The sequence below is a fragment of the Streptomyces virginiae genome (genome assembly GCF_000720455.1).
GTDB lineage: Bacteria > Actinomycetota > Actinomycetes > Streptomycetales > Streptomycetaceae > Streptomyces > Streptomyces virginiae.
On the sequence record NZ_JOAK01000057.1, the window covers coordinates 1 to 12,028 of the forward strand.

Annotated in this window: 15 protein-coding genes; 6 read left to right on the forward strand and 9 right to left on the reverse strand. The window is 70.6% G+C overall.

Annotated features, from left to right (window positions below; genetic code table 11):
- Positions 1-239: 239 nt before the first annotated feature.
- Positions 240-920: a DEAD/DEAH box helicase family protein gene (locus tag IG86_RS0137210; RefSeq protein WP_030902822.1), complete on the forward strand. Its 681-nt coding sequence runs from the start codon at positions 240-242 to the stop codon at positions 918-920.
- Positions 917-1,765 (forward strand): hypothetical protein, encoded by an 849-nt coding sequence (locus IG86_RS0137215; RefSeq protein ID WP_030902824.1) that lies wholly within the window; start codon positions 917-919, stop codon positions 1,763-1,765. Before IG86_RS0137210 ends, IG86_RS0137215 begins: the two co-directional genes overlap by 4 nt.
- A gap of 60 nt (positions 1,766-1,825) precedes the next feature.
- Here IG86_RS0137215 and IG86_RS43395 read toward each other — a convergent pair whose 3' ends face one another.
- From IG86_RS43395 to IG86_RS0137255, 8 genes are all read right to left on the reverse strand, one after another.
- A complete protein-coding gene (locus IG86_RS43395; RefSeq protein ID WP_051785637.1) occupies positions 1,826-2,539 on the reverse strand; it encodes a hypothetical protein in 714 nt (237 codons plus the stop codon).
- The gene (locus tag IG86_RS0137225) at positions 2,536-2,973 is read right to left on the reverse strand and encodes a hypothetical protein (protein ID WP_030902828.1); all 438 of its coding nucleotides are present in this window, start codon (positions 2,971-2,973) and stop codon (positions 2,536-2,538) included. The genes IG86_RS43395 and IG86_RS0137225 overlap by 4 nt, the downstream gene beginning before the upstream one ends.
- Positions 2,970-3,653, reverse strand: coding sequence for a DUF1643 domain-containing protein (locus IG86_RS0137230; protein ID WP_208864298.1), 684 nt, complete (start codon positions 3,651-3,653; stop codon positions 2,970-2,972). The genes IG86_RS0137225 and IG86_RS0137230 overlap by 4 nt, the downstream gene beginning before the upstream one ends.
- Positions 3,650-5,200 carry a DNA cytosine methyltransferase gene (locus tag IG86_RS0137235; RefSeq protein ID WP_030902832.1) on the reverse strand — a complete coding sequence of 517 codons (1,551 nt, stop codon included), beginning with the start codon at positions 5,198-5,200 and terminating at the stop codon, positions 3,650-3,652. Before IG86_RS0137235 ends, IG86_RS0137230 begins: the two co-directional genes overlap by 4 nt.
- Positions 5,194-5,622 carry an ASCH domain-containing protein gene (locus IG86_RS0137240; RefSeq protein WP_051785638.1) on the reverse strand — a complete coding sequence of 143 codons (429 nt, stop codon included), beginning with the start codon at positions 5,620-5,622 and terminating at the stop codon, positions 5,194-5,196. Before IG86_RS0137240 ends, IG86_RS0137235 begins: the two co-directional genes overlap by 7 nt.
- A complete protein-coding gene (locus IG86_RS40435; RefSeq protein ID WP_051785639.1) occupies positions 5,622-5,894 on the reverse strand; it encodes a hypothetical protein in 273 nt (90 codons plus the stop codon). Before IG86_RS40435 ends, IG86_RS0137240 begins: the two co-directional genes overlap by 1 nt.
- Complete coding sequence (locus tag IG86_RS0137245) at positions 5,891-6,076, reverse strand: hypothetical protein (RefSeq protein ID WP_030902838.1); 186 nt, start codon at positions 6,074-6,076, stop codon at positions 5,891-5,893. Before IG86_RS0137245 ends, IG86_RS40435 begins: the two co-directional genes overlap by 4 nt.
- Before the next feature lie 250 nt (positions 6,077-6,326).
- Positions 6,327-6,527: a hypothetical protein gene (locus tag IG86_RS0137255; protein WP_030902841.1), complete on the reverse strand. Its 201-nt coding sequence runs from the start codon at positions 6,525-6,527 to the stop codon at positions 6,327-6,329.
- A gap of 252 nt (positions 6,528-6,779) precedes the next feature.
- Between IG86_RS0137255 and IG86_RS43400 the strand changes: the two genes are divergently transcribed.
- The 4 genes from IG86_RS43400 (at position 6,780) to IG86_RS0137275 (ending at position 11,254) form a co-directional block, all read left to right on the forward strand.
- Positions 6,780-7,001, forward strand: a complete 222-nt coding sequence (locus IG86_RS43400) for a hypothetical protein (RefSeq protein WP_141726814.1) — start codon at positions 6,780-6,782, stop codon at positions 6,999-7,001.
- A gap of 65 nt (positions 7,002-7,066) precedes the next feature.
- Positions 7,067-8,548, forward strand: a complete 1,482-nt coding sequence (locus IG86_RS44915) for a DUF2637 domain-containing protein (protein ID WP_078906174.1) — start codon at positions 7,067-7,069, stop codon at positions 8,546-8,548.
- Between the two features lie 124 nt (positions 8,549-8,672).
- Complete coding sequence (locus IG86_RS0137270; protein ID WP_030902847.1) at positions 8,673-10,637, forward strand: type IV secretory system conjugative DNA transfer family protein; 1,965 nt, start codon at positions 8,673-8,675, stop codon at positions 10,635-10,637.
- Complete coding sequence (locus IG86_RS0137275) at positions 10,634-11,254, forward strand: hypothetical protein (RefSeq protein WP_030902850.1); 621 nt, start codon at positions 10,634-10,636, stop codon at positions 11,252-11,254. Before IG86_RS0137270 ends, IG86_RS0137275 begins: the two co-directional genes overlap by 4 nt.
- A 61-nt stretch (positions 11,255-11,315) precedes the next feature.
- On the opposite strand, the gene IG86_RS0137280 is transcribed toward IG86_RS0137275, so the two are convergent.
- Positions 11,316-11,864, reverse strand: coding sequence for a hypothetical protein (locus tag IG86_RS0137280; RefSeq protein WP_141726813.1), 549 nt, complete (start codon positions 11,862-11,864; stop codon positions 11,316-11,318).
- Between the last annotated feature and the right edge of the window lie 164 nt (positions 11,865-12,028).

Consider the following 12,028-nt stretch of genomic DNA (forward strand, 5'->3'; position numbering starts at 1 on the left):
GCGACCCACCACCATCTCCACCACCCACAACCCGCACCCACCGAGCCGTGCCCCCCACCCCCTCCGCAGGGTGGCCGGGGTGTGGGGCAGAGCCCCGCGTCTTCCCTCACCCGCACCTGCTCCCGGTCGCCAATTGGCGACTGCCCCCGGAGCTGAACGGGCGCCTCGGTCGTACAAGCTGCCTGCGGTGCGCCGGTCGGGCCTCTCGATCACGGCGTGGGGCGGTAGCGTCCGGTGCCATGACGAAACCTCGCCCCATTCCGGTGCTGCCTGCCCAGGGCCGCCGGGTCGCCTTCATCGGAAAGGGTGGCGCGGGCAAGTCGACTCTGCTCGCCTACCTGCTGGCTCACTGGAAGTCGTACGGCGTCCCCTGCGTCGCGATCGACACCGACGTGCCAGGCAAGAGCGAGCACGGCACCCTCTACACGCACGCGAACGCGGTCGACCTCGGCGCCCCGGTCTACCCCGCGCCGGCGGTGCACCACATCCGGCAGGAAGCACAGCGCCTGTGTCCGGAGAAGGGCGTGTGCCTGCTCGACACGGCCGCCTGGGAGAAGCACGACGACGGCCCGCACCTGACGGTGATGAGCGCGGTCGACAAGGTGATTCTGTGCCTGCAGCCCACACCCAATGAAGTGGATCGGGCGACGTCCGTACTGGGCTACGTCCAGCAACTGAAGAACACGGGGGCCCCGTACCCGGAGCTGCACGTCATGCTGACGATGGTCGGCCAGGGCGTCGCGGCGGACAAGCTGGAGGAGAAGCTGACGGCCGCCCAGTACCCGGTGCTCGCCTCGCGGTTCAAATTCTCCAGCGCGATGAACGGCCCGGCGCATATCTTCAAGCAACCGATCAAGGTCAAGTCCGGTTCACCGATGGACCGGATGGCACGGGAGGTTCTGGACGTGGTGGCGCGGTGAGCAAGGCATCAGACAAGGCCAGCGACAGCTTCGGGGACGTCCTGACTGCGGGCCTGGCAACCCGTGGCGGCGGCGCTCAGCTGCCCGCACAGACGTCGTCCGACACTGAGGTGGAGCTGAGCCCCCGCGAGCGGCTGCAGGCCCTGGAGGCGCGCATTGAAGCGTCCGTGGGGCAGTACCAACAGAGCCTCCGGCGGCTCCAGGCTCGGCACCGCGTAGAGGTCGGCCAGCTCCTGGACGAGATCAACGAATCCGGACTGTGGGAGCTGGAGGGGCACGAGAAGTTCGGGCACTACGTCAAGGCTCGGTGGGGCTGGGACCGCTCGTACGGGTACCGCCTCATTGACCTGGCCCTAGTCCACCGTGCACTCGCCCCGCTGGGTCCGGCTGTGCTCGACACCGTGGTGGAGTCGCACGCCCGGGAGCTGGCCCCGGTCGTCAAGGTCAACGGCGACGAGGGCGCCCGGCACTTCGTGGAAGTCCTCCGGCTGGAGTCCGGCGGGAAGAAGGTCACCGCCGCGGTGATCGCGGCCCGGCGTGACCAGGAAGGACTGGGCGTCCCCTCCGACCAGTCGCCAATTGGCGACCGCGACGAGGACGAGGACGAGGTGGTGGACGCGGAGCTGGTGGAGGACGACGACGACACGGCGGAGAAGGTCGGCCAGACCATCCGGACTGCTGCCGACACGGCGGAGAAGGCGTTGCGGCAGCTGAACGAGGCGCTGGCGCTCGACGCGGCGCCGTTCCACCGTGCGGAGACTGCCGTGGACCTCTCCCGCATCCGTACGGCCGCCGTACGGATGCAGCGTCGGGCGGACGGGATTCCCGGCCCCTCCGGCTCGTAGAGCGAGCACAGCAGAAGGGCCCCGCCGTGACGGCGGGGCCCTTCGTCGTTGCCGGGTCGGTCAGTTCAGCTCGGCCACCTGCGCGGCCTTCAGCAGGGCCTGCACGTCCAGCTCCTGGCCGGGCTGGATCGCGCGGCGCTGGCGGGCGTCGGCGGCCGCCACGATCGCGGCCACCTTCGCCTGCTCCTGGTGGTACTCCCACTGAGCCGTCGCCACGGCGCCGGCGGTCTCGATCGCCTTCACCCGGGCCTCGTTGAGACCCTTGGTCTCCTCCATGACCAGCTCGTGTTCCTGAGCGCGGGTCTCGCGGCGGTCGGCCCGCCACAGCGGTGCACAGAACGCGTACACCGCGGCGGTGCACCCGGCCCACAGCAGGGTGGCCAGCTGCCAGTCCGGCGTCCACGCGGTCACCCCGGCGAACGCGAGCACGGCGGCCCCGCCGAACGAGACGCGCACGGTCTCGTTGTCGCCGTGCTGCTTCGACGCGGCGACGCACCCCGCGCACCCCGCGAGCGCGGCCAGGCTGCCCGTGATCCACAGCGGGGCGGTGGAGCCGTCCGGGAGGTTCTGCCCCCAGCTCCACGCGAGCGCGGACATGCTCGTGGTCGCCAGGGCCGGGGCCAGGCGCCCGAAGTGGTCCCACAGCCAACGGCCGGCGGAACGCTTCGGCGGCAGCTGCGGGCCGGGGCGGAACGTCGGGGGCACGGGCTGCCGGTGGGCCTGCTCGATCAGGTAGAGCGCCGGATCGAACGGCGCGGGGCTCTGGTCGCTCACAGCGTCATCTCCTGTCCTCGGGTGAACTCCTGCTGGTGCTGCTGGTCGGCGCGGTACCGGTCGTCCCGCTCGCGCCGCTCGCCCTCCTCACGCTCCCGTGCGGCCAGGTCGCGCTGCCTGCGCTCGGGAAGCGTCGGCCCGTCCTTGCCCCACACGGTCACCTCGCCCGGGTTGGCCGTGCCTTCCGGGGAGGGCGCGATGGCGGCCACCTCCTGGCCCCGGTACATGACCGTTCCGAACGGGGTGATCTGGAAGCCGTGCGCGTCGCCCTTGGACGGGTCGTCCCGGACGATCCGCTGTCCGTCGATCGACACGCCCCGGTGGTCCAGGGAGACCTTGTGGCCGTTCTGCTCGACGGTGAGGCGGGCCTGCCCGTTGCGGGCGTTGTCCCGGTCCCATCGCCAGGGGTTGAACTCCTCGTTCTCCTTGCTCACCGGTCCACCTCCGGCTCGGCGGAGCGGTCGCCAATTGGCGACTGCGGGTCGTACGGGGTCAGCTGGGTCTCGTCGCGCACGTACAGCGGGTGTCGGGGGTGGCCCTTGCCGGTGACTCCCAGGGACTCCAGGGAGTGGCCGTGGTCGACCAACAGGGCGGTGACGGCGTGGGCCTGGCGGGCGCGCTCGGAGCGGCTGACGTCGCCCCACGCGGCCGCGACGCGTACGGCGTCGTCGGTGGCCTCGATCAGCGCGGCCTCGTTGAACGGTCCGATCGGGTCGGGGTGCTGCCGGAGCTGGCCCGGGTCCTTCGAGCGGAGCGCGAACAGGTTCACCACGACCATGCCGCCGTGCCCGGCCGCCTTCGCGAACGCCGTGCAACGGCGAATCGTGGCGTCGTCCTCGGCGTGGTCGGCGGTAGACGGGTTGAGCATCACCCACACCATGGGCGCGGTGTCCTCGTCCCAGATCCGGTCCAGCCGGTACCGGTAGGTGCCGCATGGGCTGAGCACTGCCGACCCGTGCGGGCCGGTCTGCAGCTCCAGCCCGTGGGCCTCGGCCCACTCGGTGGCCGCCGGCCGGGCCGGGCCCGCCGCGGTGGCGGGCTCCGGCTCGACCTCGACGGCGAACATCGGCAGCTGCACGCCGCCCTTCATCTGCAGGCCCTGGCGGCGGGTCACCACGCCACCTCCAGCGGCTCACCGGTGACCGCCTCGACCAGCGCGGACACGATGACCTCGGCCACGGGCGGCGTGACCGCGTTCCCGTACTTCCGCACCTTGTCGCGCTTGCTGCCGGTGACGATGTACGTGTCCGGGAACGCCATGGCGGCGCCGATCTCGTGGGGCTCCAACATCCTGAACCGCACGTCGCCCAGGTCGACGTTCTCCTCGACCTCCGCGAGCGACCAGCGGTCGCGGGTGGTCACGGTGCCCACGGGCTCCTCGACCGTGCGGGCCGTGCCGGTGCTGTAGTACGGGATGAGGAGACGCTGGCCGGTGACGAGGCCGTGGTGGTTCCCGCTCGCGCTGACCGTGCCCACGGGCTCGTCCACGCCGTACGCGGTCTTCTTCGACCCTCCGCCCCGGAGACTGATCTGGAACGGCGGGATGGCCAGTCCGGTCTCGTTGCGGGCGGTCTGGGTCCGCATCGGCTCCTCGGTCGACGTCGCCACCTTCCCGTCCCGGCCTTCGGTCGGGATGAGCAAGGGCGGCACGGCCAGGGCGTCCGTCTCGCGGGTCGTGCGGGTCGGCATGGGTTCCTCGACCGACACGGGCTCGGTCCGCCAGGTCCCGCCGGCGGGCACCGTGAACGGCTTCGCGAACTTCGCGATGCCCCGGGCGATCCGCTCCATGGTGGCGTCGGCCAGGGGCTCGTCCCGGTCCGCGATCCGGCGGCCCTCAATCGACCAGTCGATGACGGCAGAGGCGGGCATCACCTCGGGCTCCACGATCGCGTTGCGGCACTTCGCATTCGGGCACCGGTACCAATACTGGCCGTTGCGCCCGTACGCGCCCATGTCGACGTTCAGGCGCTTGAACACCTGCATGGCCGACACCGTGGCGTCGCACACCTGGCAGTACGCCCGGGGCCGCAGCCACTTGTTCCAGTCCGGCGTCCGGCCCATGCTCTTGAGCCAGTAGGCGACGAACAGGCGGTTCCTCGACTGCGGAGCCCTGCGGCTCCCCCGGGCCTTGACGTGCATGGAGTTGACCGCGATCACGCGGACCTCGTACAGGCCCCCGCACCGGACCTCGCGGAGCCAGCGGCCCCACTGGTCCCACTTGCGGCACTCCACGACGTTCTCCACGACTCCGCACAGCACGGGCTTGCCCCGCAGGATCATCGCGTTCAGGTAGCGCGGGACCTCCTCCATGAGCGCGCGGGCCCGCTTGATCTCCGGGTCCGGCTCGCTCTCCCCGAACAGCACGCCCTGGGTGGAGTTGTCGAAGTCCCGGCGCTTGCCCCGCGCGTTGCTCCACGGCGGGCACGACGGGCTCGCCCAGAAGATGTCCGCCCGGGGAAAGGTCTCGATCTTCGCGCGGGCCACGTCGCCCTCGAAGTGGTCGGCGTCCGGGAAGTTGCGGGCGTGGTCCTCCACGGCGTCCTTCTTGTGGTTCGCCGCGAAGATGAGTTCCGTGAGCGGCTTGCCCTCCCGGTCCTTCACCGCGGTGGCGCCCTTGCTGGAGCCGCCGACCCCGGCGAACTCGTCGTAGACGGTCAGCACGGGCCCGCCTCCTCACGCAGAACGTGGGCGGCGGTCTCGCTCGACAGCTGCTCGCGCACCTTCTCCACGAGGACGGCCGGCGGGGTCCACAGCTGCTGTGCGCCCGCCCACGGGATCGGGAGCGGGAGGGCGGTCACCTCGTCCAGGACGAAGTGGAAGTTCCCGGTGGTCGACCACGGGGTGCACTCCCCGTCGTCCGGGTGGCAGTCGGTGATCCGGGCGACCGCGAGCACGGCCCCCAGGTCCAGCTGCAGCCCGCGCACCACGGCGGCGACCATGGGGCCGTGGCGACGGTCCACGGTCTTGCCCGCGTGGATGAGTACGGGGCCCCGGTACGAGGTCGGCCACACCCTGTTCTCCACGCGCTTGTCCGCGTAGGTGATGGCGGCCGCCCACGGCTGGCGGATGGTGAGAGCGCGCATCAGCTCATCACCTCGGCCACGGCCTTGCCCATCCCGAACAGGACGAGGGCGATCACGACGGCGACGGCCAGCACGGTCTTGCTGGCCTTCCAGATCTTCCGGAGCCCCACGGACAGACCGAGCGCGGCCAGCACCACGACGGTGCCGTACGCGGTCAGCCCGGACAGGGCCGCCTCGATCGCGTTGCGGCCGATGTCCACGGAGGTGGCCATGACCAGCACGGAGAAGACGAGGGCGGCCAGGGCGATGAGGCGTTCGCGGGCGACGGTCACGCGGACGCACCCCCCTGCGGGGCGACGACGACGAACGCGGCGTCGGTCAGGTCGTAGTGGACGTGGGCGGTCGGGTACTCGCCGGCGCGGTACTCCCCGGCCAGCCACTCCGCGCGGCTGTCGGCGCGCAGGTCGGCGTCGGAGATCCGCTCCAGCACGGTGGGGTTGGTGCAGTGCGACATGGGTGTGCCTCTCCATCAAGGCGTGCAAGGGGGAAGTGGGCCGGTCGCCAATTGGCGACCGGCCCACCGGGGGCCCTATCGGGCGGGGTGCGGCCGCGCGGGCTGCTGCTGCGGCTGTCGTCCGTCGCGCTGGTGCGGCTCCGGCCGGATCGGCAGGGGCGGGCGGGTGTCGCTCATCGGCCCGAACCTCCGCTGCTGCGGCGGTTGGCCTCGGCGAGCTTGCGCGACAGTTCCTCGCGTTCGGCGTCGGTCATCCGGCCACCGCCAGCTGGCAGGTGCAGCGGACGGTGGTGGACTCGCCGTTGCGGCGGATCACGACGGTGTCGAACCCGTTGCAGTCGGCGCACGGGGCGCTGAACGCCGGGCCCTTCTTGCCGACCAGCACGAGGCGGGGGCGGCTCGCGGGGGCCGGGATGGAGATGCCGGTGGTCCGGCTGGCAGACTTCTGCACGGAGATCCCTCTCTCTGCGAATAGGGGTGTCCCAGCTCGGAAGGCGCGTCTACGCCGTTCCGGGCGGAGAGGGTCGGGGCGGGAACCCCGGCCCTCTCGTTCGTTCTGGTTCCACCGTAGGGCCTTTTTTCCTAGGTTGCAAGGAACCTAGGAAAAATAGTTGCTAGGAACCTAGGGACCTGCTTTCATAGATCCATAGCCGCACAGTGGGATCATCCCTCCACCCGCAGTACACGGAGAGGTGGCGACCACATGACCGAAGACCCCAAGCCCAAGCGCAGGGGCCGACCCAAGAAGGAGGAAGTCGTTCGGATGCGACCCCTCAACGTGGAAGTGCCGGAAGACCTTCAGCTGCACCGCCGGGGCACGCTCTGCAAGCTCGACACCGGAATGAGCTTGAAGGAACAGGTGGCGGCCGCGTACGACGAGTGGCTGAGCCGGAAGGGCTACGCCAAGCCCACGGACGAGAGCTGAGAGAAGGAACCCCGGTGGTGAGGACACACCACCAGGGCCCAGGACGCTGAGATTTGGAGACCTACATGCGTCACCACCAGGGTACGGCCGCTGATCCCCCGGGATCGGCCACCGAGCCTGAAGAGAAGAAGGGCATTCCGGAACTGACCCGGGTCCACTACTGGCTGATCGGGATCGTCGCCCTCGGGGCGGTCGTCATCGCCTCCATCGGGTTCGCCGGCTCGTACAACGCCGTGCGCAAGCTCGCGGTGGAGAAGGGGTTCGGCACCTTCGCGTACTGGTTCCCGATCGGCATCGACGCGGGCATTGTCGTGCTCCTCGGCCTCGACCTCCTGCTGACGTGGCTCCGCATCCCGTTCCCGCTCCTGCGCCAGACGGCGTGGCTCCTGACGGGCGCCACGATCGCCTTCAACGCGGCGGCCGCCTGGCCGGACCCGCTCGGCGTGGGGATGCACGCGGTGATCCCGGTCCTGTTCGTCGTCTCCGTGGAAGCCGCGCGGCACGCGGTCGGCCGGATCGCGGACATCACCGCCGACAAGCACATGGAAGGCGTCCGCATCACCCGGTGGCTGCTCTCGCCCGTGCCCACCTTCCGGCTGTGGCGCCGGATGAAGCTCTGGGAGGTCCGGAGCTACGAGAAGGCCGTGAGCCTGGAACAGGCCCGGCTCATCTACCAGTCCCGTCTGCAGGCCCGGTTCGGCCGTGGCTGGCGTCGTAAGGCCCCGGTGGAGGCTCTGATGCCGCTCCGGCTGGCGAAGTACGGCGTGCCCATCTTCGAGACGGCGGCGGCGGGCCTGGCGGCCGCGGGCATCCCGCTGCCTGCGGAGCTGGAACGCCTCGACCACAAGGCGGTCGACGGCGACGTGCGCGAGCAACTGCCCGCCCCCACTCCCGGACGGGAGCTGGAACGCGGGGAGGTCGACACCGACCAGCACGACGGCCAGGACGAGGCGGACGAGGTGGAGCGGCAGGAGACGGCCGCCGGCCACCCGGAGCCGTACGCCGCACCGGTCCCGCAGCAAGCGGCCCCCGCGCCGTACGAGGCGTTCGGGCCCGAACCGGCGGCCGCGTACAGCGGCGGGTACGAGCCGCAGGGGCAGCTGGCGGCCGCGAACGGCCCGTGGGCGGCTCGCAACGACGGACGGCCCGCGATGGTGCAGGCCCGGATCGACGGGGCCGACTGGCTGCAGAAGTCCCCGGAGCCGGAGCCGTTCGCCTCGGAGCCGGACGAGGTGGTCCAGTCGCCAATTGGCGACTACGCCGAGCCTGTTCCGGCGCCTGAGCCGGAGCCGGTGCCGGAGGTTGTCGACGAGGCCGTGGAAGAGGGCCTGGACGAGGACGAGGACGGCGCGGACGAGGGTCCGGAGCCTGAGCCGGACCTGACGGGCGTGGAACTGCTGGAGTACCGCTACGTGCGGCTTCCTGCGGAACAGCGCTACCCGAACCAGTCCGCCAGCTCCCTGGCCAGGTCTCTTTCCCCTGGGACGGGGTTCACGGAAGGCACGGCCCGGAAGTACCTGAAGCCCATCATCGACAAGCACAGCTGAGAAAACCCGGGGCTGAATGTCAGTCCTGGCTCGTACGGTGATCGTGAGGTCACCGGACACTAGGCGCCCCCGGGAGGCGCTGGTACCGCCCAACCCGGGGACTTCGCGACAGAGGAGAGTGCTCGTGTCACGCAAGGAAGAGAATCCCACACCCCCCACCACCGACCTGCCGGGCGGGATGATGCCGCACTGGCTGCACCGCATCATCGACGCTCACAAGCCCTCCGCGCTCGGCAAGTCCCGCCAGGGCACCGCGTACGCGGCGGCCGGACTGCCCGCCGTGGCGCTCGCGGCCGGTGCCGAGAACGGCGGTCTCCCGGAGCCGTCCGTGGGCGGGGCCCTCGAACTCATCAACACCGTGGGCTCGAACTGGCCCCTCGGCGGCTGGCCCGGGTTCGGCCTCACGGTCGTGGCCGGCGGCGGCCTCGGGTACCTCCACCTGAAGCAGAAGTGGGACCTGGGCAAGTCCGGTCCCACCACGAACGGGAAGGACGCGGCCCGGGTCGGGTTCGCCAACCCGAAGGAACTCAAGAAGTGGCTGTCCCAGGAAGGGCTCCGGGCCCGCGCGGACACCCTCCGCCCGTCCCTGGAAGGGGCGAAGCGGCGTTCCATCAGCCCTCACGAGGTCGGGCTGCACCTCGGCACGGATCTGCTCTACAAGAAGGGGCTGTTCGTCGCCTGCGAGGACATCGTGCTGATGTACGCCCCGCCGCGTACCGGCAAGTCCGCGCAGTACGGCAACGCCATCATCGACGCGGCGGGCGCCTGCGTGGTGACCTCGACCCGCGGTGACCTCTACGACCACACCCACCAGCTGCGGCGCGAGCACAACCGGCCCGTGTGGGTCTTCAACGCGGGCGTGAGCGGGGTGGAGAACACCCTGCGCTGGAACCTGGTGGAGGGCTGCCAGGACCCGGTGGTGGCCCTGCGTCGCGCCGGGTACCTGCTCGCGGCCTCGGCCAGCGGGGAGGCCATGGAGAACGCCTCCTTCTGGGAGGGCCACTCCTTCATGGTGCTGTCCTGCTACCTGATGGCGGCGGGCCTGAAGGGCTACGACCTGACGCGCGTCCGGGCCTGGGTGACCGACTCGACCGAGCGTGAGCCCCTGGAGATCCTGGAGAACTACCCGGAGCTGGTCCCCGCCGGCTGGGCGCGCGGCCTGTCGCAGATGCGGAACGCGCCGGAGAAGACGAGGGACAGCGTGTACCTGACGCTGATCCGCTCGTTCGAGTTCATGTCGCTCCCCCAGGTCATGGACATCGTGTCCCCTCGGCCCGGCCAGCAGAAGTTCGACGTGGCGGACTTCCTCCGCTCGCGCGGCACCCTGTACCTGATGGGCCGTGACCAGCAGTACGGCAGCGTCGCCCCGCTGTTCACCGCCCTGGTGGGCGAGATCTACGAGGCGGCGTACCTGGAGGCGGACAACAGCCCCGGCGGCCGCGTGGACCCGTACGTGCGGTTCGTCCTGGACGAGGCGGCCGTGATCTGCCCGCTTCCCCTGCACAAGTGGTCGGCGGACGCGGGCGGCCGGAACATTCAGCTCCTGGTCAGCGTCCAGTCCCCGTCCCAGCTGAGGGAGCGGTGGGGCCACAACGGAGCGCAGACCATCATGAACAACTCCGTCCGGATCGCCCTCGGTGGCCTGTCCATCCCGCAGGATCTGGAAGAACTGTCCCTCCTCTGCGGGGAGAAGGACGAGGAAGTGGCCTCCTCGTCCGCCACGGACGAGGACAAGAAGTCCCGGAACGTCTCGGTGCGACGGGTCCGGATCATGCCGCAGGACGCCATCCGGCAGATGAAGGAAGGCACGGGCCTGGTGTTCTACCGACACCTGCCGCCGATCCGGTACGCGTTCACCCCGGTGTGGCAGCGGAAGGACGTCAAGGAACTGATGAAGCAGACAAAGGCACAGGCCAAGCTGGAGGCCAAGCTGAAGAAGAAGGGGGTGCAGGTCGCCGGGCCCGTCCTCCCGCCGCAGATGCCCGCCACGGCTCCGGTGGTCCCGCAGCAGCAGCCCGCCGCGTACCCGGGGACGATCCCCGGGCAGGCGCCGGCCGCTGAGCAGAACGTTTGGGGGCAGACCGGATGATCGACCAGCCCAAGGAGACGAAAGCTGTCTGGGAGCGGACCCGCGAACTGGGTCGGCAGCTGGACGAGGTGAACGGCCGCCTCGAAACGCTGGAGGGGCAGAACCTCGGGGACCGCATCCAGGAACTGTCCCTGGTCGTCAAGAAGCTGGCGGACAAGCCCAAGAGCGATGCCCCGGCGGTCTGGAACTGGAGCACCTTCAACCCGCAGCAGCAGGCGAACGCCTGGGACGTGCTCATGCAGTGGGTGGAAGGCACGTTCCGGGTCCGCTGGCCCCGCTCCTACAAGGAGATGCTGGGGTACACGGAGCGGAACTCCTCGTGCTGGTGGCAGCACCCCGACATGGTGGAAAGCCTCACCAGCCTGATGTGGAGCCACCACTGGGCCTTCCTCGACAAGGAAGCGTCCCCGCTGCGGGTCGCTGAGTGGCTGGGCCGCTGGCTCCCCGACGCCGTGCGCCAGGGCAAGTTCATCCTGGAGGAGTGCAAGAACGACTTCTCCCGCGACGGGGGCAACGGCCACAAGCACGACCCGTTCGAGAACAAGAAGATCAGCGACGACCACAGGCAGCTTGGGCAGTACCTGCACATGCTGCGGACGGGCGAAGTGCCCAGCTGATCCGCCCCGCCCAACGACAGAGGCCCGGACCGATGGTCCGGGCCTCTTCGCGTGCCGTACGTCATCCTGCGGGCGGCACGGGGCGTTCCTCGTCCGGCCAGAAGCTCCACCCCACCGTGTACTGGACCCCGGCGGCATAGTCCCGGTCGACGTCGGGCCAGTCGTTGCCCTCGATCCGGTCCCGGGCGTGGGTGCGTTCCAGCCCCACCTGGCGGTTGGTGTACGGGTACTCGTACCACTCCTGGCTGATCGGGGCGGCCTGCAGCTCGCCCAACAGCCACGCCGCGGTGGCCCACACTCCGTGGGCGGCCGCCTTCGCCTGCCGCACCTCGACCTCGACGTGCACCCGGGCGTCGTCGCCGGCGTGGAACTGACGGGCGGCGTCGTCCCGGACCGATTCCAGTTCCTGCCGCGTGCGGCGCACCCCTGCCGGGAGTCCCGGCGTGCCGGGCGCCTTCGCTGGAACGGGCGTGGGGCCGTACTCGTGGCCAGGCCACTGGGGTGTCGTCCCGGGCGCCGGCTGCGGGCGCTCGGGCGTCCGCAGTACGTCACCGATCGACTGGTGGAGGCGCCGGGGGCCGTGCCCGCCGTGCTCGCTGCTGCTGGCCATGGAACGAAGGTAGCCGCGGGGACTGACACGGTGCCAGAGGTTCCGCCCTCACGGCCGCGCCGTACGTCCGGGCTGAGCGGGGTGGTTCCCTCGTTGGGCGGCAGGCGAAGCCCTACCGCGCCGTTCGTCGGCTGTCCAGGATCGGGCTTGCCCGACCGCGAAGC